General features: G+C 59.2%; 21 protein-coding genes. 15 read left to right on the forward strand and 6 right to left on the reverse strand.

Annotated features, from left to right (window positions below; all coding sequences use genetic code 11):
- The first annotated feature begins 3 nt into the window (after positions 1-3).
- From J3P86_RS00490 to J3P86_RS00530, 9 genes are read left to right on the forward strand one after another with little or no spacing between them, the layout of a single operon-like run.
- On the forward strand, positions 4-1,521 hold the full coding sequence (locus tag J3P86_RS00490) for a sigma-54 interaction domain-containing protein (RefSeq protein ID WP_434700692.1): 1,518 nt from the start codon (positions 4-6) through the stop codon (positions 1,519-1,521).
- A gap of 50 nt (positions 1,522-1,571) precedes the next feature.
- Positions 1,572-1,712 carry a type VI secretion protein gene (locus tag J3P86_RS00495; RefSeq protein WP_305497665.1) on the forward strand — a complete coding sequence of 47 codons (141 nt, stop codon included), beginning with the start codon at positions 1,572-1,574 and terminating at the stop codon, positions 1,710-1,712.
- A gap of 17 nt (positions 1,713-1,729) precedes the next feature.
- Positions 1,730-2,917, forward strand: a complete 1,188-nt coding sequence (gene tagH / locus J3P86_RS00500) for a type VI secretion system-associated FHA domain protein TagH (RefSeq protein ID WP_434699218.1) — start codon at positions 1,730-1,732, stop codon at positions 2,915-2,917.
- A 5-nt stretch (positions 2,918-2,922) separates the two neighbouring features.
- On the forward strand, positions 2,923-3,438 hold the full coding sequence (tssJ, locus tag J3P86_RS00505) for a type VI secretion system lipoprotein TssJ (RefSeq protein ID WP_434626735.1): 516 nt from the start codon (positions 2,923-2,925) through the stop codon (positions 3,436-3,438).
- The gene (tssK, locus tag J3P86_RS00510; protein ID WP_434626733.1) at positions 3,425-4,756 is read left to right on the forward strand and encodes a type VI secretion system baseplate subunit TssK; all 1,332 of its coding nucleotides are present in this window, start codon (positions 3,425-3,427) and stop codon (positions 4,754-4,756) included. The genes tssJ and tssK overlap by 14 nt, the downstream gene beginning before the upstream one ends.
- Before the next feature lie 5 nt (positions 4,757-4,761).
- The gene (icmH, locus tag J3P86_RS00515) at positions 4,762-5,625 is read left to right on the forward strand and encodes a type IVB secretion system protein IcmH/DotU (RefSeq protein WP_434626731.1); all 864 of its coding nucleotides are present in this window, start codon (positions 4,762-4,764) and stop codon (positions 5,623-5,625) included.
- A 14-nt stretch (positions 5,626-5,639) separates the two neighbouring features.
- Positions 5,640-9,128: a type VI secretion system membrane subunit TssM gene (gene tssM / locus J3P86_RS00520; RefSeq protein ID WP_434699219.1), complete on the forward strand. Its 3,489-nt coding sequence runs from the start codon at positions 5,640-5,642 to the stop codon at positions 9,126-9,128.
- Entirely contained in the window at positions 9,128-9,856 is a 729-nt protein-coding gene (locus J3P86_RS00525; RefSeq protein ID WP_434699220.1) for a PP2C family protein-serine/threonine phosphatase, read from the forward strand. Before tssM ends, J3P86_RS00525 begins: the two co-directional genes overlap by 1 nt.
- A gap of 50 nt (positions 9,857-9,906) precedes the next feature.
- Positions 9,907-10,818, forward strand: coding sequence for a serine/threonine-protein kinase (locus J3P86_RS00530; RefSeq protein ID WP_434700694.1), 912 nt, complete (start codon positions 9,907-9,909; stop codon positions 10,816-10,818).
- Here J3P86_RS00530 and J3P86_RS00535 read toward each other — a convergent pair.
- A complete protein-coding gene (locus tag J3P86_RS00535; protein ID WP_434700696.1) occupies positions 10,766-11,908 on the reverse strand; it encodes an aminopeptidase in 1,143 nt (380 codons plus the stop codon). The two genes, J3P86_RS00530 and J3P86_RS00535, sit on opposite strands and share 53 nt — an antisense overlap.
- A 58-nt stretch (positions 11,909-11,966) precedes the next feature.
- Between J3P86_RS00535 and J3P86_RS00540 the strand changes: the two genes are divergently transcribed.
- On the forward strand, positions 11,967-12,380 hold the full coding sequence (locus J3P86_RS00540) for a hypothetical protein (protein ID WP_434654352.1): 414 nt from the start codon (positions 11,967-11,969) through the stop codon (positions 12,378-12,380).
- 39 nt (positions 12,381-12,419) lie between these two features.
- Entirely contained in the window at positions 12,420-12,848 is a 429-nt protein-coding gene (locus J3P86_RS00545) for a hypothetical protein (RefSeq protein WP_434654350.1), read from the forward strand.
- A gap of 6 nt (positions 12,849-12,854) precedes the next feature.
- Here the strand turns inward: J3P86_RS00545 and J3P86_RS00550 are convergent, their stop codons facing one another.
- Together J3P86_RS00550 and J3P86_RS00555 are read right to left on the reverse strand one after the other, a co-directional pair.
- Complete coding sequence (locus tag J3P86_RS00550; RefSeq protein ID WP_434699221.1) at positions 12,855-13,088, reverse strand: DUF1161 domain-containing protein; 234 nt, start codon at positions 13,086-13,088, stop codon at positions 12,855-12,857.
- A gap of 139 nt (positions 13,089-13,227) precedes the next feature.
- Complete coding sequence (locus J3P86_RS00555; protein ID WP_434570548.1) at positions 13,228-13,659, reverse strand: OsmC family protein; 432 nt, start codon at positions 13,657-13,659, stop codon at positions 13,228-13,230.
- Positions 13,660-13,894: 235 nt separating this feature from the next.
- On the opposite strand from J3P86_RS00555, the gene J3P86_RS00560 reads away from it, so the two are divergent.
- The gene (locus J3P86_RS00560; RefSeq protein WP_434570546.1) at positions 13,895-14,896 is read left to right on the forward strand and encodes an LLM class flavin-dependent oxidoreductase; all 1,002 of its coding nucleotides are present in this window, start codon (positions 13,895-13,897) and stop codon (positions 14,894-14,896) included.
- 54 nt (positions 14,897-14,950) lie between these two features.
- Here J3P86_RS00560 and J3P86_RS00565 read toward each other — a convergent pair whose 3' ends face one another.
- On the reverse strand, positions 14,951-15,175 hold the full coding sequence (locus J3P86_RS00565; RefSeq protein ID WP_434602430.1) for a DUF1161 domain-containing protein: 225 nt from the start codon (positions 15,173-15,175) through the stop codon (positions 14,951-14,953).
- A gap of 114 nt (positions 15,176-15,289) precedes the next feature.
- A complete protein-coding gene (locus J3P86_RS00570; protein WP_003177209.1) occupies positions 15,290-15,505 on the reverse strand; it encodes a dodecin in 216 nt (71 codons plus the stop codon).
- A gap of 156 nt (positions 15,506-15,661) precedes the next feature.
- Between J3P86_RS00570 and J3P86_RS00575 the strand changes: the two genes are divergently transcribed.
- Entirely contained in the window at positions 15,662-15,988 is a 327-nt protein-coding gene (locus tag J3P86_RS00575) for a DUF883 family protein (RefSeq protein WP_186611411.1), read from the forward strand.
- On the opposite strand, the gene J3P86_RS00580 is transcribed toward J3P86_RS00575, so the two are convergent.
- Positions 15,961-16,878, reverse strand: a complete 918-nt coding sequence (locus tag J3P86_RS00580; RefSeq protein ID WP_434626715.1) for a LysR family transcriptional regulator — start codon at positions 16,876-16,878, stop codon at positions 15,961-15,963. The genes J3P86_RS00575 and J3P86_RS00580 overlap by 28 nt on opposite strands.
- A 112-nt stretch (positions 16,879-16,990) precedes the next feature.
- Between J3P86_RS00580 and trpB the strand changes: the two genes are divergently transcribed.
- Positions 16,991-18,223, forward strand: coding sequence for a tryptophan synthase subunit beta (gene trpB / locus J3P86_RS00585; protein WP_305497651.1), 1,233 nt, complete (start codon positions 16,991-16,993; stop codon positions 18,221-18,223).
- Entirely contained in the window at positions 18,223-19,035 is an 813-nt protein-coding gene (trpA, locus tag J3P86_RS00590) for a tryptophan synthase subunit alpha (protein ID WP_434626712.1), read from the forward strand. The genes trpB and trpA overlap by 1 nt, the downstream gene beginning before the upstream one ends.
- Positions 19,036-19,105 lie beyond the last annotated feature (70 nt).

A 19,105-nucleotide genomic window follows, 5' to 3' on the forward strand; every position in this document is an offset into this window, starting at 1 on the left:
GCAATGTTCACGCAGGTACCGCAGCCGCTGGCTTATGCAGAAGCCCTTTTGGCCGAGTTTTCAACCCTGTCGCGATCTGGCGACGACGTATCACTGCTTGGGGATTTCATCAGGGGCATCGCACGGCTCAGTACGTGTGAGGTGGCGCAACTATACCTTCTGGATACCACGCACGCCCGGTTGGAAATGTACGCTGAATGTCTCGAAGAGCAGCTGCAATTTCCTGATCGGGCAAGCGTGTCCTGCGACTATAACGATGAACAACTGTTGCATTACGTCCTGCGCCAGAATCGTGTGGTATGCCTGGGCGCGTTGAGTGACAGCTTGCACGATACGGCGTTCCTGCCGGTTCGTGCCGCGCCTTGGCAATCACTGCTCTGCGTGCCGCTTGTCGACATGCGAGGCGCCACCGCCGGACTGTTGCTCTGCGCCAGCGTCAAGCATCTCGACTTGAAGGGGTTCGCTGAGTCCTTCGGGCATCTGGGGATGTTTGCGCTCAGGCAGATGCACCTGCTGCAGTGCAGGCAACTTCCTGCCGACGGCCTCCGGCAAGTTGCCATTACCCTGCCAAGTGCCAACCGCTATGGTTTGATCGGCAAGAGCGACGCGATGCGTCAGACCTGCCTGTTGGTCAGCAAGGTAATCAACAGCCCATACACCGTGCTGTTGTGTGGCGAGACCGGGACTGGCAAGGAAGTGGTTGCCCAGGCCCTTCATGATCATGGTCCGCGCCGCACGGAGGCATTCATTGTTCAGAACTGTGCCGCGGTTCCCGAGCATTTGCTGGAAAGTGAGTTGTTCGGTTATCGCAAGGGGGCTTTCACGGGTGCCGATCGGGATCGCCCCGGGCTGTTCGATGCGGCTGACAGAGGCACGTTGTTGCTCGATGAAATCGGTGACATGCCATTGTCTCTCCAGTCCAAGCTGCTACGGGTATTGCAGGAAGGCGAGATTCGTCCGCTGGGGTCCAACCATACCCACAAGATCGATGTTCGCATCATTGCCGCTACCCATCGGGACCTGAAGCAATTGATGAACGAGGGCAAGTTTCGCGAAGACTTGTATTACCGCCTCGCACAGTTTCCGATCCAGTTGCCCGCGCTACGTCAGCGCGGCCCCGACATCATTGAACTGGCGCGACACTTCACTGACAAGGCCTGCGCACTCCTGCAACGAGACGTTCCGCGCTGGTCCGACGCAGCGCTGGTTCACCTGGCGGCCTATGATTTTCCAGGCAACGTACGCGAGCTCAAAGGCATCGTGGAAAGAGCCGTGCTGCTGTGCGATGGCGCCGAACTGCTGGAAGAGCATTTTTCCCTGCACATCAAAGATCTGTCCGAAGAGGGCCACGTTAGCCTGCGTGAACGGATGGAGCAAATCGAGCGCAGTTTGGTAATTGATTGCCTGCGCAAGAACCTCGGTAACCAGACGCTCACTGCCTGTGAGCTCGGCTTGCCCCGTCGGACACTGATCTATCGTATGCACCGGCTGAAAATCAGCCGTCGGGATGTTGAAGTATGAATCCCACTCCCTCATTGGCTCCCATCTATTCAAGTCTCCGGAGGCTCTGGATGCCTGTTCGTGCCTGTCAGACCGTTCTGCTTGTTTTCATCGTGTTGTTCGGCCTTGGCGCCTGCAGCGGCAATTATAAATTCGACGATAAAGATTATCGCCCATTAGGTGATCCACAAGCGGTCAGTCGTGGCCAGTGAACGAAGGAGCGTTGTCGATGGAACTCGTTTTAGAAATGCTCACTGCCAGGCAGTTCATCACCCCGGATCTCTGCCGGAAGATTTTCGGGCCGTCCGGCGGTGTGATTGGGCGGGGGGATGATTGCGACTGGATCATTCCGGACTGCGAGCGCCTCCTGTCCAAGCGTCACGCACGAGTGAGTTTCGAGGAGGGCAGGTTTTTTCTGACCGATACCAGTGGCAACGGCATATCCCATCGTAAAAGCGGCATGCGATTACCCAAGGGGCAGCCAGTGCACATCGAGGATGGGGATGTGTATGTGATGGGCGACTGCACTGTCCAGGCGCGGCTGGTAGAGGGGGCGGCGAGCCGCGTTGCAGACCGCTGCCGTTCAGTACCGGTCGACGGCTTCATACCGGACGACGCGTTCTTCAATCTTGATCCGCTGAAAACCCTCGTTCAACAGGAACGGGCATATTGTGGGATTGATGAGCTGATCAACCCCGGTGCGGCGGCCACGTTCGGGTCCAGTTGCCCGGACCATGGGCGTGTGGATACGGAGAGCCTTCTGCTTCCTGAACTGGTCGAAGCACCGCGCGAACCCGAGCTACACCTGTCGTCAGAACCCGCTGCGCTGGTAAGCCAGGATTTCTGGAGACGCTTCGGCGTTGCGCTGGGCATGGATCTCGACAATTTGGACAACGAAGGCCGGGAGGCCCTGGCGATTGATGTTGCTCGGTTGTTCCAGCAAAGCATTCGAGGGCTGCAACAGAGCGTGCGAACCCGTAGGGAGTTGAAAAGCGAATTGCGCCTGGCGCCAACGCAGATTCAACGCGACCAGAAAAATCCATTGAAGTACACCGATGACGCCCTGCAGATGTTATTGCAACCGAGATCGCCAGGAATGTTGTCGGCGACCGATGCCATCGCTAGCGCATTCAGCGATCTTCAGGCTCATCAAGTGGCGTTGCTCGCCGCCAGTCGCGCCACCTTGCGCGCAACGCTGGAGCATTTTTCACCTCGGCAATTGATCCTTCGACTGGAACGAGAGCAACGACTGCTGATCAGCACACATGGTCGCTACTGGCGAGCATATGGTCGTTATCACCAGGCGCTTTGCCTGGACGACGACTGGACCGAGCGACTGCTGGCCCGGGATTTCGCCAAGGCTTATGAGGAGCAGGTTCGCCTGATCTCCACCCTGCAAAACGACTCTCATGGATGACGTACATGTCTCGCAGCACCGTGCCTTTATTCAAGCCTTTGATGTTGGCGTTCGTAACCTCGACGCTCATGACCGGCTGCGCCTCGCTGTCACCGTTTTCGACGATGACCAAGCTCAACCTCACCCTGATCGCCGGCAATCAGCTCAACCCGGATCTCAACGGACGGCCATCTCCCGTGGTGGTGCGCTTGCTTGAGCTCAAGCATCCAGTGGCTTTTGAGAACGCGGACTTCTTCAGCCTTTACGAGCGTGCCAGGGAAACTCTTTCACCTGACCTGATCGCCAGCGAAGAGCTGGAGTTGCGTCCCGGCGAAACCGTCAGGCTCCGGCTCGACATTGCAGGGGGCGGTCGTTATGTCGGGATACTCGCGGCATACCGTGATCTGCCGCAAGCAAAGTGGCGCTACACGCTGCCGATCATTGCGGGGCGAGTGACTGACGCGAGCCTGACGCTTGATCAGGATGGGATCGCCACTCGTCTTGGAAAGCCGGCAGGGTGGGTGATCGATGAATCACGATAAAGTCATCTGGCAGGAAGGCATGCTGCTGCGGCCGCAACATCTGCAGCACAACGACCGCTATTTCGATCACCAGTTGAAGGTCCGCACGCGGCTATTGAGCGGCTACACCTGGGGCTTCCTGGCGCTGGAAATCGATGCGCAGTTCCTCAACATGGGACGACTGGTCGTCAACAGAGCCTCCGGTGTCCTGCCGGACGGTAGCTTGTTCGAGTTGGACGGCAGCGCTGAACCGCTCGTCCTGGAAGTCCCGTCCAATATCTGCAATACGCCGATCTACCTCGCGCTGCCACTAGTAACGGGCAATCACATCGAGTCTCGTCGTCCAGAGCAGTCGGATGTGCTGGCGCGCTACATCACCTATGACGCACAAGTGTCTGATTCAAACGCTGCGGATTCCTCCAGCAGCCAGATCAGCTGTGGCCGCCTGGATTTTCGTCTTCTGCTGGGTGAGCAGCAGGGCGATCAGGTTTTTGTGAAACTGAAACTCTGTGAAGTGCTTGATACCACGCCCGACGGTGCGATCACGCTCGATTCGGATTTCGTGCCTACGTTTATCCAGGTCAAGTCGTCCGCTTACCTGTTGTCGTGTCTCAAGGAAGTGATCGGCATGCTGGGCCACCGGGGCGAAAGCCTCGCCGAGCGAATTCGCTCCTACGGAAAGTCGGGCGGGGCACAAGTCGGCGATTTCATGATGTTGCAATTGATCAACCGCACCGAGTTGTTGCTGCGGCATCAACTGGAACTGGAGCTGGCTCAACCCGAAACGCTATACCGGATGCTGTTGGCCCTGCTGGGAGAGTTGGCGACATTTTCCACTGACAGCAAGCGACCGCCCCTCGACAATCGGTATCAGCACAGCAACCAGGGCGAGTGCTTCCGAAGCCTGATGCAGTCAATCCGTCAGGTACTGTCGATGGTACTTGAGCAGCACGCCATCGAACTGCAATTGCAGGCTCGCCAGTACGGCATCCTTGTTTCTCAAGTGAACGATCTTTCGCTGTTGGACTCGGCTTCATTCGTATTGGCCGCGAGCGCCGACTGTGACGGTGAAGAGCTGCGTCGTCGCTTGCCGTCGCATCTGAAGATCGGTTCGGTCGAGCAGATTCGCCAACTGGTCAATCTGCATCTGCCGGGCATCAGGATCAGGCCGTTACCCGTAGTGCCGCGGCAGATTGCGTTCCATGCCAACAAAGCCTATTTCATCCTCGAACCCAGTGCTGAAGATTTAGCTCAAGTGAAGCGCTCAGCTGGCTTTGCCTTCCATGTCTCTGGAGAGTTTTCCGAGCTTGAACTGAATTTTTGGGCGATCAGGAACTGACCGAAATGGATATGGAAAGTCCTCAGGACGAAACAACCGTTCTGCTCGATGCTGAGGGAAAGCGTCCGGCCTCGGGTCCTTTGACCGATGCCGTGACGCCGCCGCGCGTAGAACATCTGCACGAGCGGATGATCTATGCCGCTCGTCAACCGCATTCGCAAATGTTCGTTGCCAGCCTCAATCCGTTGGTGACGGCAGCGTCCGGGCTGTTATCCCGGGTGGTGCTGCTCAGGCAGGGCCGCGACCGCGGAGATCTGAATATGCTCAAACAGGAGCTGGCCCTCGACTTGAAAGACTTCGAAGCCCATGCATTGAGGTTGAACGTAGTGGAAAGCCAGCTGATCGCCGCCCGCTATGTGTTATGCACGGTGCTCGATGAAGCGGTGGTGGCTGCGCCTGGGGGGCAGGGAAGCAACTGGTCACAAATCAGCCTGCTGAGCAGTTTTCACAACGAGACTTTCGGCGGCGAAAAAGTTTTCCAGTTGCTTGATCGCTTATCGAAAGACCCCGTCAAGCATTTGCATATGCTTGAGCTCTCATACCTGTGCCTGTCCCTGGGCTTTGAAGGCAAATATGGAATGCATGCCCGTGGCGGATTTGAGCTCGAAGGCGTGCGCGATGCTCTCTACCGGTCGATCCGGCACGTTCGCGGCGACCCCCCTCGGCAGTTTTCCCATGTTGGGGACGGTTTTGTTACTCCTCGCCGCGCCCCGGTGCGCATTGTCCCCGCCTGGATGGTGATGGTCTTCGCCCTGGTCAGTCTGGGAGCGATGTATTCGGGCTTCGCCTGGGTCCTGCAGGAGCAACGCCAAAGCGCATTGCAACCCTATCAATTGCCAGAGCCGGTTATCGCTCAGCCGCTGCCGTAGAACAGGGACGTATCATGAAATCGCTTTTCAGGAAAATGGGCGCCTGGTTGCGTCGGACTTGGGTCTGGACGCTGTCTTTGGTGCTTTTTATCGGATTGCTGGTGTGGTTTGTCGGACCGTTGCTGGCTGTTGCCGATTACAAGTTCTGGGCGAGCCCGACGGCACGTCTGCTGACGATCAGCGCGATGTTTCTGGCATGGGGACTGGGCATGGTTTTCTACTCTGAGCGCGTCTCGGAAAGCGAGAAGAAAGCCGAAGCCAATTCGCCACGTACGTTCAGTCGGACCAGGATAGACGATCAGCGCCGCGAGCTGCGCTCGCGCTTCAAGAAGGCTTTGGAAACGTTAAAGACCTCAAGCCTGTATTCCGGCCACGGCGAGTACTGGCGTGATGATTTACCCTGGTATTTGATAATGGGCCCTGCTGCCAGCGGAAAGACCAGCCTGCTGGCCTGTTCGGGTCTCGAATTTGCGTTCGACAGGTTTGAGCGTGATCCCTCGGAAGACGCTTGCGGTACACAACATTGCGATTGGTATTTTGCCCAACAGGCTGTGCTGGTCGATACGCCGGGACGCTACCTGACCCAGGCGGATCCAGATGTCGATGCTGATGCCTGGAGCGGGTTGCTCGAATGGCTGCGCAAGCGTCGCCATCATTGTCCATTGAATGGCGTGCTGTTGACGGTGCCTGTCGAGGTGCTGCTGGGAAGCGAGGATGAGGTTGCCCGGCTTGCCAGTCATATCCGGGCCCGTCTGCAGGATATCCAGCGCCAACTGCGCGCCGACATGCCGGTCTACCTCGTGCTGAGCAAGGCGGACTGCGTGCCTGGCTTTAACGAATTCTTCGACTCGATGACCCGGGAGGAGAGCGACCAGGTACTGGGCGCGAGTTTTGGTCGGGGCCCGCACGGTAACGATGTGACCGTATCGCGAACCGAATTCGAGTCTCTACTGCACAGGCTCAACAGTCAGTTGCTCACGCGTCTGCATCAGGAGCGAGATGCCGGACGTCGTGGTCTCATCCTGGATTTTCCCCAGCAACTGGCGCAGATGGGCACGCATCTCTGTCTGCTGCTCGAGCAAGTCTCCAATGGCAAGGCGTCCGCAATTCGGGGCTTTTACTTGACCTGCGCCTCGCGGCCTGGCGCTGCGGCTGCCAGCCCCGGCGATGCGAGCCCTGGCACTCGCCGCGAGCTTTCGCGGTCCTCTCGCGAAGGTATCAACTCCCGATTTATCCACCACTTGCTGACGCGGGTCATTTTTCCCGAAGCCGATCTGGCCCGCTTGGGGCGGAGCGAACATAGGCGTATCCGTTGGAACCAGCGTATGGTTTATTTCGCAGCGCTGGCGACCGTTGGATTGTTCGGGCTGCTGTGGGCACAGGGTTTTTCGGCCAACCACGAACGTCTGGAACATTTGTGGATGTTGGGCCAACGTTGGGAACAACTGCGCTTGGCGCCGATGGCCAGCGACGACTCGATTGCGCTGCTCGATTCGCTTGATGTCCGCTTCGAGGCCACTCAGGTCTTTGCTCCGGAAAAAGCGGTGCCACTGCATGAACGCATTCGTTTATATCAGGGGGATGCAACCAGCCCCATGGTGGTTGGCGCCTATGAACACGAATTGCAATCGCGACTCCTGCCTCGGGTCGCGAAAATGCTTGAGGAGCATATTCAGGGCAATCTGGGTGACCGTGAACGTTTGCTCAACAGTCTGCGCGCGTATTTGATGCTGGCCAGGCCCGAGCGACGCGACGCGGCATGGCTCAAGGATCGGCTTGCCCGCGATTGGTCGCTGCGTTATCCCGGCAATCCAGCGATCCAGAACGGCTTGAACACTCACTTCGAGCGTCTATTGGACGTGCCTCTCGCCTATGAGGTGGACGAGTCATTGGTGGCCCAGGCGCGGAAAATCCTGCGCGGTGAGTCCCTGGCGGACGTTGTTTACCGAATGCTTCGCGAGCAGGCCAACCCGCTGCCGCCATACAGTCTCAGCCAACATCTGGGCCCGCAGGGTGCGTTGCTGGTCGGCACTGACCAGATCATTCCGGGCTTCTATACCCGTCAAGGTTATGAGCAGTACTTTTCAGTCCAAGGCACGACGCTGATTACCGGACTACTACAGGACAACTGGGTGCTGGGCGAAGGTGCGAATCCCAGCGGCATGGACATGCGTCGTCTCATGAGCGAACTGGAGCAATTGTACTTTCGTGACTATGCCGAACGCTGGAGCGAGGCGATCGGGCGGGTCGGCTTGCGAAGGGCTGATAGCACCAGTGAAGCCGCCGGGCAATTGGCAGAGCTGACGTCGGCGTATTCGCCTCTGGTGCAATTGCTGGTGCAGGTGCGTGAGCACACGCGCATCCAAGGCATTGCCGAACGTATGGATGAAGCGACGCAAACGATCGGAAACAGCAGCAGTACCGTTTTGCATACGGTCGCCCTCGCTGGCAAAGCCGCCAGCTCCGTGGCAGCGAGGCTGCCGGAAGTCGGGCAGAAATCCTTACAACGGCGTTTTGAGCCATTGCACCGTCTGCTGGACGCTGAAGGTGGCCCCGCAGGCGACCTGATCCTGGCGTTGCGCGCTCTTGATGACGTCGACTCGCAGTTGGCCACTCTGACCCGCGCGAGTGCACCGGAGCAAGCCGCCTTCGAATTGGCGAGACATCGCATGGGTGTTCAGCAAGATGCGCTGAGCAATTTGCGTAGCGCGTCGGCACGCTTGCCGCGCCCGCTCAGTGGATGGCTCAACGGGCTTGCAGAGGATAGCTGGCGCCTGGTGCTCGATGATTCATATCGATACCTGAACCAGCGCTACCAGAGCGAGCTCTACACGTTCTACGCAAAGGCAATCAACAAGCGGTATCCGTTCAATGCCCACAGCGCCAGCGATGTCGCGATCAATGACTTCCGGGAGTTTTTCAAGGACCAAGGCATAGTCGATCGGTTCTTCGAGCGTTACATGCGGCCGTTCGTCAGTGGTCATTCGGGGCACTACCGTCTGCGCAGTGTCGATGGCCAGAGCCTGCCCATGTCCAGGGTCTATCTGGAGCAAATGGCAACGACACATACCATTCGCCAGAGCTTCTTTGCGGAAGATCCTGTCGAGCCAAAAGTCCAATTCAAGCTCGAACCCTACACGCTCGACCCGGCGGTCAGCCGATCCGAATTACGCCTGGGCGACCAGACGCTGGAGTACCGGCATGGGCCGATACAGCCTGTCGCTTTCACCTGGCCAATCGAGGCGCAGGACGGTCGAGCGGCCTTGGTACTGGACAGGATTGTCGGCGGGCAGGGGGTTGGCATCGAGAAGAGCACCGGGCCCTGGTCGCTGTTTCGTTTATTCGACTTGATGCAGATGGAATACCTGGTCGGTCGCGATGTGCGTGTGCTCAAGGCTGATCTCGGTGGCCTGCGGGCCAACTATCTATTGATGAGCCAGCGCACGCCGAACCCTTTCGACATGAGCACCTTGCGTACCTTCCGGATGCCGGTACAGCTCTGATGCTTCACTCCGGCAGGTGGCGCAGCGCTGCGCGTACCGATCCCGGCAAGGTTCGCTCGCGTAACGAGGATGCCTCCCTGGAATGTCCGGAGCAGGGAATCTGGGCCGTTGCCGACGGAATGGGCGGCCACTCGGGCGGCGATATGGCCAGCCAACTGGTAGTTGCCAACCTCGCGGAGCTGCCCATTCATCGAGATATCGATGAGCGTTCGAGAGCGGTGCGCCAGTGCCTGCGCTGGACCAATCGAAGACTGAGTCAGGAATTGACAGTTACTGCTGAAAATCCGCTCGGCATCATGGGAAGCACCGTCGTGGTGCTGTTACTAGAAGGCAAACGTGCCGCTTGTATCTGGGCTGGCGACAGCCGCTGCTACCTATGGCGTGATCGGCAGCTGTATCAATTGTCCAAGGATCATTCCCTGCGCCAGCAACTGATCGACGAGCATCAGGCCAGTCTCGAGGAGGCAGATGCTCACCCCGCGGCGAAGGCGCTGACCCGTGCAGTAGGCGCCTCGCACGAACTGACGTTGGAAATCCTGGAGTTGGACGTTCATTACGGTGATACGTTTTTGTTGTGCAGCGACGGTTTGTATCAGGACCTTGGCGGAAAAGCGCTCGGTGATGCGATGAGCCTGGCTTCCCCGAGCAGAGCATTGGAACATCTTTTCGCAGGGGTTTTGAGCGGTCGGGCGAGGGACAACCTGACGGCGGTGGTGATACGTAAGTGAACGGTCCCGCCACAACTTCAGGTGCCCCAGACGGCGATGAGGAAAATCTCATCTGTTCCGCCTCCCGTGTGTCGTCTGCTTTGCCATCGAGTCAGCGCTGCATTGGCGAAATGCCAAAGATACTTGCCGGTCGCTATTGTCTCGAACGATTGCTCGGTGCCGGTGCCGGTGGCATGGGGGTGGTCTATCGGGCCCGCGACCTCCTCCATGAACAGTACGGCGATCCGGATCCTTACGTTGCGGTAAAAATGCTCAGCGAGGAACTCGGTGATGCCCCGGACGCGGGTGCGCTGCTTTATAGCGAGTTTGCCCTGAGCCGGCGCTTGAGCCATCCGAACGTGCTGCGCCCATACACGTTTGAAGTCGACGCTGCCCAGCGACGGGTTTTCATCACAATGGAGCTGATGCGCGGCTTGACCCTGGACAAGTTACTCTGCGAATCCCCCCTCGGTTTGCCCTGGCCCGAGTTGCAACCGATCGCAATTCCACTGCTTGACGCCATCGCACATACCCATGGCCGAGGCGTAGTGCATGGTGACATCAAACCGAGCAATGTCATGCTGAGTGCAGAAGGTGTGCGTTTGTTTGACTTCGGCCTGGGCCTGACTGAGGAGGGCCCCTTGAAAGGCTTGCCTTCGCTGAACCGCCAACGTCTCGGCGCCTGGACGCCGGCCTACGCCGCCCCAGAATTGCTGGAGGGAAGCCCCCTGTCTGCATGCACCGATCTCTATAGCCTGGCTTGCGTGCTGTACGAACTGGCGAGCGGCAGACACCCATATCGGCGTCTACCTTCAACCCAAGCTCGCGATACCGGGCTGGAGCGTGAGCTCAAGGCTCCGCGCAACTTGCCCAGGCGTTACTGGACAGCATTGCGCACGGCGCTGGCCCTAGATCCTGAGCGGCGCAGTATCAGTGTGACGCAGTTGCGGGCGCTGATGGCAGGTGGCTCATTCTGGTGGTGAGAAGGCTCGCCGTTGGCGATGCTGCCAATGCTTTCAACGCTGCCTTTCGCTCATCCACCGCCAACCGACCCAGCTTCTCCACGGCGGCATAAAACCTGACCCAATCTTCGCCCTCACGCCTGAACAACGTCGCGAACGCCGGCACCCATTGGTCATACAGGCCGAAGGGCAACAATCGGGCGTTGTTCAGTGGTGCGTAGACCCAGGCGTCGTAGCGCTTGTCGCCGGCCCATTGGGTGTCGCGCAAGTGTTCATAGTCGGCACGCAGGCGTTCGAATTCCGCGGCCTTGCGCTGGCGCATCTGTTCGGCCGGCAGGGGGAGGGCGTAAAGGGCTTCGAGCCGCTGGCGGGTGTCGAGGATCAGTTGGATGAATTGCTCGCGTTGGCGCACCTTGTTGCCATTGTCCGGTATCAGTCCGCGTTGGGCGCGCCATTGGCGGGTGCCTTCCTGCTCGACGAAGGTGGCAAAGGATTCATTGAATTCGGTGTCGTCTTTCACGTAGAAGCGCTGGTGCGCCAGTTCATGAAAGATCAGCGTCGCCAAGCGCTCGTCGCCCCAATGCAGCATCGAACTGAGGATCGGGTCATTGAACCAGCCCAGTGTCGAATAAGCCTCTACGCCACCAATCGAGACATCCATGCCGCGCAAGCGCTGCATCGCTGCCTCGCCTCGGGCGGCACTGTGGCTGTAGTAGCCGCGATACGCCACACAACCGGCAATGGGGAAGCAGTGGGTTTGCGGGGCCAGGGAAAATTCCGCGGTGGCGAAGACATTCCAGACGACAAAGGGACGGCCAATGTCCGCGTACAGGCGATAGCTTTGGTTGTCGGGCAGGTGCAGGTGGGCGCTGGCGAACGTCCGGGCTTCGCGCGCCTGGGCCAGATGCGCGCGCAATTTTGGATCACGGGCGGGGTCGGCGATGACCCGGTCGATCGGCTCTCGAGCTTGCAGCAGTCGTATCTGCCCACTGGCGAGCTGGCTGTAGTAACCGAGGCTGGAACAACCGTTGAGTAACAAAAGCACGAGGGCTGGAAACAAAATCCTGAAAACACGGTCGAGTAACCGATGGCGTGAACGCTGCCTGATCAATTTGGAATCACCCTGGGAAGTCTGCCTCAAGACTATCTCGCCTGCCCGGAGCTTCGCTATGCGCGTGTTGATGCTGACTTGTGGCCTGTCGCTGCTGACCGGTTGTGCCGGTTTGCCTGATCCCGATCCCTCTCAAGCGTGGATCGACCTGGGAAATCATCGGGACACGGCTTTGCAAGCGCTGGAAGTCGATGACAAAGCCTCCATCGACCGTCGTTATTTCGAAGTGCAGCCCGGCAGCCATGAGCTGACGGTGCGTTATCAATTTGCCGTGGAACCGGGCAACATCGGCCCGGATGCCGAACCGTTGTGGCGTGATTGCCGGTTGAACGTGAAATTCAAGGATTTCAATGCGGGCCGGCGCTACCAGCTGCAGGCCGGCAGTATCGGCTTCCGTCCGTGGGCCAAGCTTTATGACGAGCAACGAAAGGTGGTGGGCCAAGGCACGCCGGCGGGCTGCCAGCAAAGCTGATCGGCGCTATGCTCGGCGCCTGACTTGAGGAAACCGATCATGCGCCTACCCACGCTGTTGTTGGCTCTCGCCACGTTGAGCGGATGTGCAACGAGCCCATTGCCTGAAATGGACCCGAACATGGCCTGGGTCGATTTCGCCACGCCAATGCCGGGCGGCAAATTGCTGATGGCTGAAAGCCTGGACGGCCAGCGACTGCGGGACGGGCGATTTTTCCAGGTCTCGCCGGGTAGTCATGAATTGAAGGTGCGCTTCGACTTCGAGGTGTTCGGCGCTGGCGGTGGGCTGGGCATGATGAGCGAGCCGAAAGAACGGCTGTGCTACCTCATCGTACGCTACGACCATTTCGAGGCCGGCCAGCGTTATCGCCTGGAGGCTCGCAACCTGGCTTACTCCCCAAGCGCCCGGCTCTATAACGCCAAGCGTGAAATCGTCGCCGAGGATCGGCAGGCCAATTGCCTGATGTAGCGCTGCCTAGCGGTCGTTCTTCTGGTAGATGATTTTTTTGGTGCCGTTCTCGCAGGAGCCCACCACCATGTTCTGGTCATGGACTTCTTCATTGGTGACGATTTCAAGCGTGTAGGAGGCCACGCCTTGGGCCTGGATCTTGGCTTCGATCTCGCTCTTGAGGTCTTCACAGGGCTTGGGTGCCGCGAGGGCCGATGTGGCCAATGCGCAACCGATGACTGCCAGGGCGAATCGTTTCATGCTGGAATCCCTCAATACAGCGCGCACTGCCTGTGCGCTGAAACTGCAGACCTGCATTCGATCACAATTGCCTTCGGGCAAATAGATCGCCCATCAAAAAGACCGCAGCCTGTGGAGAGGCTGCGATCTTTCCAGTTCATCAATTTACCAGCGAGGCCTCCAGGGTGATTTTGGCGTTGAGCACCTTGGAAACCGGGCAACCCTCCTTGGCTTTGTTGCTCAATTCCTCGAATTGCGCTTGGGTGGCGCCCGGAATCTTGGCCTTGAGGATCAGTTTCACCGCGGTAATCGCAAAGCCGCCATCAACCTGGTCCAGCGTCACTTCGGCGTTGGTGTCGATGCTGTCGGCCTTGAGCCCGGCATCGCCGAGAATCATCGAAAACGCCATGGAAAAACAGCCCGCATGGGCCGCGCCGATCAATTCTTCGGGGTTGGTGCCTTTGCCGCCTTCAAAACGGGCCTTGAAACCATAGGGCGCTTCGCGCAACACGCCGGTTTCCGTGGAGATGGAGCCGATTCCGGTCTTCAGGTCACCTTCCCAGTGAGCCGATGCTTTCTTGACGATAGCCATGTGTGCCTCCTCATGATCCGGCGCGAGGGTTCGCGCCTGGTTATTTCTCAGTGCCAGGGTTGTGAGGATAGACCGGCTGATAAAGTTCACCTGGTCGATTAGTCGACTAATTTAGTAGGAAATTTCTCCACTACTATTGAATCTCGGGTATATGCCCACATTCATAGGACACACCTACAGAAACGGCAGGCTTTCGCCCACAGGAAAGCTGGTACGCCGTTGGAGATGCCAGCCCATGAAACAGCTGTCCGAAGTCAAATTTTCAACCCTCGACCTTGTCCCCGTTCGTGCCGACGGCAACGCTGCCCAGTCCTTGCGCAACTCCCTCGACCTGGCGCAACACGTGGAAAAATACGGCTACACCCGCTTCTGGGTAGCGGAACACCACAATATGGATGGCATCGCCAGCTCCGCGACGGCGGTGTTGCTGGGCTATCTGGCGGGCGGCACATCGACCATTCGTGTCGGCTCCGGCGGGGTGATGCTGCCGAATCATGCGCCTCTGGTCATTGCCGAGCAGTTCGGCACGTTGGAGAGCCTGTTTCCGGGCCGGATCGATCTCGGGCTGGGCCGCGCACCCGGCTCCGACCAGATGACCGCCCGGGCGCTGCGCCGTGAACGCTCCGGCAGTGCCGATGATTTCCCTGACGATGTGGCTGAACTGATGCGTTACCTCGGCCCGCGAACCCCGGACCAGCGGATCATTGCCATGCCGGGCACGGGGACCAACGTGCCGGTGTGGCTGCTGGGTTCGAGCCTGTTCAGTGCACAACTGGCCGGAGAGCGCGGGTTGCCCTACGCCTTCGCCTCGCATTTCGCACCGCGTTTCATGCATGAAGCGATTCGCGTCTATCGCAATCATTTCAAACCGTCTGCGGTGCTGGACAAACCTTACGTCATGCTCGGCGTACCGCTGGTGGCGGCGGATACCGATGAGCAGGCCGATTACCTGGCGACTTCGGTATACCAGCGCATCCTGGCGTTGATGCGCGGCCAAAGTCTGGTACAGCGCCCGCCAGTGGAAACCATGAATGGCCTGTGGCTGCCCCATGAGAAAGAAGCGGTCGGTGACTTCCTTGGCTTGGCGATGATCGGTGGGCCGCAGAAAATCCGCGCCAGGCTGGAGGTGCTGATCGAGCAAACCCAGGCCGACGAGCTGATTTTTACCAGCGATTTGTACGAGCACACCGACCGGCTGCACTCCTATGAGCTGCTGGCGCAAGTCATGAAAGGCTGAATCACAGCCACAAAAAAGCCGACGCACCGCGTCGGCTTTGATTTGAACGCGCAATCAGCCGCGTTTGTAGACGATTTCCTTTGAACCGCCTTCGCAGGTGCCGACGACTTTTGCGTCAGCCGCTGCGCCTTTATCGACAACTTCCAGCGAATAACCCGATACACCTTTGGCATCAAGCTTCGCCGCGATTTCGCTTTTCAGCTCTTCGCAGGGCTTGCCGGCCGCAAACGCGCTACCCGCAAGGCTCAGCAGACCCAGGGCCACCATCAACTTCTTCATCGCTCGCACTCCTTGGACGGATCAAATAGGGAGGTATCAGAAAGGCCTGATGCGCCAACCATAGCGCATGGCCATCCCCTATGGCACTCCGCCAGCGTGCAAGTTCAAATCAGCTCAGCTATTGGCGATCCGGAACCCGACCTTGATGGTCACCTGGAAGTGCGCGGCACGGCCGTTTTCGATGTGACCGCGGGTTTCGGTGACCTCGAACCATTCCAGGTGCTTGAGGCTTTTGCTGGCCTCCGCCAGGGCATTGTTGATGGCGTCTTCAATGCTGGTGGGAGACGAGCCGACCAGTTCGACCTTTTTGTACGTGTGATGATCACTCATGACGTTCTCCTTGGTTGTCTTTAACAGCCTAGCAGCGATTTTTCGCCTTACGTGTGTCGCCGTTTTCGCTGCGAAAGTTCAGATTTACTGCACTTTCGCAAGCGGTCGCAGTCCCAATCCACACACGCTACTCAACCACTGCAGGAGAGAGCCACAATGGCCAGCACTTCGTTACGTAAAGCCTCGTTGCAAAGCATGGAAGCGGAGATCGAGAGTCTGCTCAAGTCCTTGGAAAGCCTGAAGGACGACGCTTCGGACGAGTCGCGCAAAACCCTCAAGTCGCTCAAGGCCAATGCCGAAAGCGCACTGAAACACTCTCGGCATCTGCTCAGCGATGCGTATGAAGAGGTCAAGGTGAAAACCCGTGAAACCGGGATCGCCACCCGTGATTATGCTCAAGAACACCCCTGGACCACGGCCGGTGTCGCGGTTGGGGCGCTTGGTTTGCTGGCCGCTTATTTGTTGTGCAAGCGCGGTGACTGAATGGGTGGGCTCAGCTCATGCCTGAGCCACTGTGCCAATTGCCGGGCGCGTCCATCCGCGGCGCGCTTGGGCAACCACAACGCCAGCCGCGCCGGAGTTTCACTGAAGCCCCACGGCGCGACCAGGCGTCCGGCACGAACGTCCTCGGCTACTAGCGGTTCCGGTGCGATTGCCACGCCAAGCCCGGCTACCGCGGCCTCGAGTAAATAATACAGATGCTCAAAACCTTGCCCGAATCTTAGTGACTGGGGTTCCAAGGCATTTTGCCGTGCCCAGGTTGGCCAGGCCTGTGGGCGAGAGGTGGTATGCAATAGCGGCTCGCCCAACAGTGTGCTGGCCGGTGCGTCCCGCAGTTGGGCGAATCCGGCGTAGCGCGGGCTGATCACCGGGCCGATTCGCTCGCTGGCCAGTTCATACACTTGCATGTCGGCTGGCCAGGGCGGTTCGGCGAATACCAGCAGGGCGTCCAGTCCAGGTCGCCTCGGGTCCAGGTCGCCTTCGCCGGCGGACAGGTGCAGGCGCAAGTCGGGAAGATCAGCGTTGAGCCTGCCCAGGCGGGGTATGAACCAGCGCGCCAGCAGGCTGCCCGAGCAGCCCAGCACGAACGGCGCGTCCGCAGTGCTTTGCGTCAGCTCCGCGCAAACCGTGCGCAGGCGTTCGAATGCGTCGGCACTGGCGTCACGCAGACGCAAACCTGCATCTGTGAGTTTCAGGCCACGGCCATCCTTGATGAACAGGCTGACACCCAAGTGCTCTTCGAGCAATTTCAATTGCCGGCTGACGGCACCGTGGGTGACGTGCAGCTGCTCCGCCGCCTGGCTTACGCTGTTCAGGCGGGCGGTGGCCTCGAAGGCACGCAAGGCGTTTAGCGGCGGGAGGTCGTGGCTCATGGTATCTGTGAGTTTTCCTGACAGGTTGCAGCGATCTTATCGGTTTTCAGGACGCGATGGCAGGGGTAGAGTGGCCCTCACTGTTTTTCTACGCATTCGCCTGGAGCGCCCGATGACCCAGCCTACGACCTCTTTCAACCTGCGCAGCGGCCCCGATGCCAACGGCCTGTTTGGCGCGTTCGGCGGCCGCTACGTGGCCGAAACGCTGATGCCGTTGATCCTTGATCTGGCCCGTGAATACGAAGTGGCGAAGGAAGATCCTGCGTTCATTGAGGAACTGGCCTATTTCCAACGGGATTATGTCGGTCGTCCGAGCCCGCTGTATTTCGCCGAGCGCCTGACCGAGTACTGCGGCGGCGCGAAGATCTACCTCAAGCGTGAAGAGCTGAACCACACCGGCGCCCACAAGATCAACAACTGCATCGGCCAGATCCTGCTGGCGCGGCGCATGGGCAAAAAACGCATCATCGCCGAGACCGGCGCTGGCATGCACGGCGTGGCGACTGCCACCGTGGCTGCGCGTTTTGGCCTTGAGTGTGTGATCTATATGGGCACCACCGACATCGAGCGCCAGCAGGCCAACGTGTTCCGGATGAAACTGCTCGGCGCCGAAGTGATCCCGGTGGTTGCTGGCACCGGCACCCTCAAGGATGCGATGAATGAGGCGCTGCGCGATTGGGTGACCAACGTCGACAGCACCTTCTATCTGATCGGCACCGTGGCCGGGCCGCACCCTTACCCAGCGATGGTCCGCGATTTCCAGGCGGTGATCGGCAAGGAAACCCGCGATCAGTTGCAAGCCCAGGAAGGCCGGCTGCCGGATAGCCTGGTGGCATGCATCGGTGGCGGCTCCAACGCCATGGGCCTGTTCCATCCGTTCCTGGATGACAAGAGCGTCGACATCATCGGCGTTGAAGCGGCTGGTTATGGCATCGAGACCGGCAAGCACGCCGCGAGCCTGAACGGTGGCGTTCCGGGTGTGCTGCACGGTAACCGTACGTTCCTGCTGCAGGACGACGACGGTCAGATCATCGACGCCCATTCCATATCCGCAGGTCTCGATTATCCGGGGATCGGTCCGGAACACGCCTGGTTGCATGACATCGGTCGGGTCCAGTACACCTCGGTCACCGACGCCGAAGCTTTGGAAGCTTTCCATAAATGCTGCCGTCTTGAAGGGATCATTCCTGCGCTGGAAAGCGCCCACGCCTTGGCTGAAGTGTTCAAGCGCGCACCGAACCTGCCCAAGGATCACCTGATGGTGGTCAACCTGTCCGGCCGCGGCGACAAAGACATGCAAACCGTGATGCACCATATGGAACAGTCCCAGCAGGAGAAACATTGATGAGCCGCCTGCAAACCCGTTTTGCCGAACTCAAGGAACAGAACCGCGCCGCGCTGGTGACCTTTGTCACCGCCGGTGATCCGGACTACGACACTTCGCTGGCGATCCTCAAGGGCCTGCCTGGCGCCGGCGCGGACGTGATCGAGCTGGGCATGCCGTTCACCGATCCGATGGCTGACGGCCCGGCAATCCAGCTGGCGAATATCCGCGCCCTGGGGGCCCAGCAGAACCTGGCGAAAACCCTGCAGATGGTGCGTGAGTTCCGCAAGGACAACACCGAGACACCGCTGGTATTGATGGGGTATTTCAACCCGATCCATCGTTATGGTGTGCAGCGTTTCATCGGCGAGGCGCTGGACTCCGGCGTCGATGGCCTGATCGTGGTGGACATGCCGCCCGAGCACAACAGCGAACTGTGCGAACCGGCCCAGGCTGTCGGCCTGGACTTTATCCGCCTGACTACGCCAACCACTGACGACGTGCGCTTGCCTACCGTGCTCAACGGCAGTTCCGGCTTTGTCTACTACGTGTCAGTTGCCGGTGTGACCGGTGCCGGCGCCGCAACGCTGGAACATGTGGAAGAGGCCGTGGCGCGTTTGCGTCGCCATACCGATCTGCCGATCAGTATCGGTTTCGGTATCCGCACGCCTGAACAGGCGGCAGCTATCGCGCGGCTGGCCGATGGGGTAGTGGTTGGCTCGGCGCTGATCGACCATATCGCCCGTGCCGACACGTCGGAGCAGGCGATCGATGGCGTGTTGAGCTTGTGTGCTGCCTTGGCTGACGGCGTGCGCAAGGCGCGCCTGGGCTGATTCCAGGTTCGGTTTGCAGCTACAAAAAGGGGGGTTCAGAACTGAGTTCTGAACCCCCCTTTTTAAAGTT

Origin of the sequence: Pseudomonas sp. D1-1, assembly GCF_051132225.1 — a bacterium.
Taxonomy (GTDB): Bacteria; Pseudomonadota; Gammaproteobacteria; order Pseudomonadales; family Pseudomonadaceae; genus Aquipseudomonas.

Bases quoted from the DNA above. Each gene is read 5' to 3' on its own strand.
- J3P86_RS00495 (WP_305497665.1), top strand. From the start codon at position 1,572: ATGCCTGTTCGTGCCTGTCAGACCGTTCTGCTTGTTTTCATCGTGTTG.
- J3P86_RS00575 (WP_186611411.1), top strand. From the start codon at position 15,662: ATGGCCAGCACTTCGTTACGTAAAGCCTCGTTGCAAAGCATGGAAGCG.
- J3P86_RS00555 (WP_434570548.1), bottom strand. From the start codon at position 13,659: ATGGCTATCGTCAAGAAAGCATCGGCTCACTGGGAAGGTGACCTGAAG.
- trpA (WP_434626712.1), top strand. From the start codon at position 18,223: ATGAGCCGCCTGCAAACCCGTTTTGCCGAACTCAAGGAACAGAACCGC.
- J3P86_RS00550 (WP_434699221.1), bottom strand. From the start codon at position 13,088: ATGAAACGATTCGCCCTGGCAGTCATCGGTTGCGCATTGGCCACATCG.
- J3P86_RS00545 (WP_434654350.1), top strand. From the start codon at position 12,420: ATGCGCCTACCCACGCTGTTGTTGGCTCTCGCCACGTTGAGCGGATGT.
- tssM (WP_434699219.1), top strand. From the start codon at position 5,640: ATGAAATCGCTTTTCAGGAAAATGGGCGCCTGGTTGCGTCGGACTTGG.
- J3P86_RS00560 (WP_434570546.1), top strand. From the start codon at position 13,895: ATGAAACAGCTGTCCGAAGTCAAATTTTCAACCCTCGACCTTGTCCCC.
- tssJ (WP_434626735.1), top strand. From the start codon at position 2,923: ATGTCTCGCAGCACCGTGCCTTTATTCAAGCCTTTGATGTTGGCGTTC.
- icmH (WP_434626731.1), top strand. From the start codon at position 4,762: ATGGATATGGAAAGTCCTCAGGACGAAACAACCGTTCTGCTCGATGCT.
- J3P86_RS00580 (WP_434626715.1), bottom strand. From the start codon at position 16,878: ATGAGCCACGACCTCCCGCCGCTAAACGCCTTGCGTGCCTTCGAGGCC.
- tssK (WP_434626733.1), top strand. From the start codon at position 3,425: ATGAATCACGATAAAGTCATCTGGCAGGAAGGCATGCTGCTGCGGCCG.
- J3P86_RS00565 (WP_434602430.1), bottom strand. From the start codon at position 15,175: ATGAAGAAGTTGATGGTGGCCCTGGGTCTGCTGAGCCTTGCGGGTAGC.
- J3P86_RS00525 (WP_434699220.1), top strand. From the start codon at position 9,128: ATGCTTCACTCCGGCAGGTGGCGCAGCGCTGCGCGTACCGATCCCGGC.
- J3P86_RS00540 (WP_434654352.1), top strand. From the start codon at position 11,967: ATGCGCGTGTTGATGCTGACTTGTGGCCTGTCGCTGCTGACCGGTTGT.
- J3P86_RS00570 (WP_003177209.1), bottom strand. From the start codon at position 15,505: ATGAGTGATCATCACACGTACAAAAAGGTCGAACTGGTCGGCTCGTCT.
- tagH (WP_434699218.1), top strand. From the start codon at position 1,730: ATGGAACTCGTTTTAGAAATGCTCACTGCCAGGCAGTTCATCACCCCG.
- trpB (WP_305497651.1), top strand. From the start codon at position 16,991: ATGACCCAGCCTACGACCTCTTTCAACCTGCGCAGCGGCCCCGATGCC.
- J3P86_RS00490 (WP_434700692.1), top strand. From the start codon at position 4: ATGTTCACGCAGGTACCGCAGCCGCTGGCTTATGCAGAAGCCCTTTTG.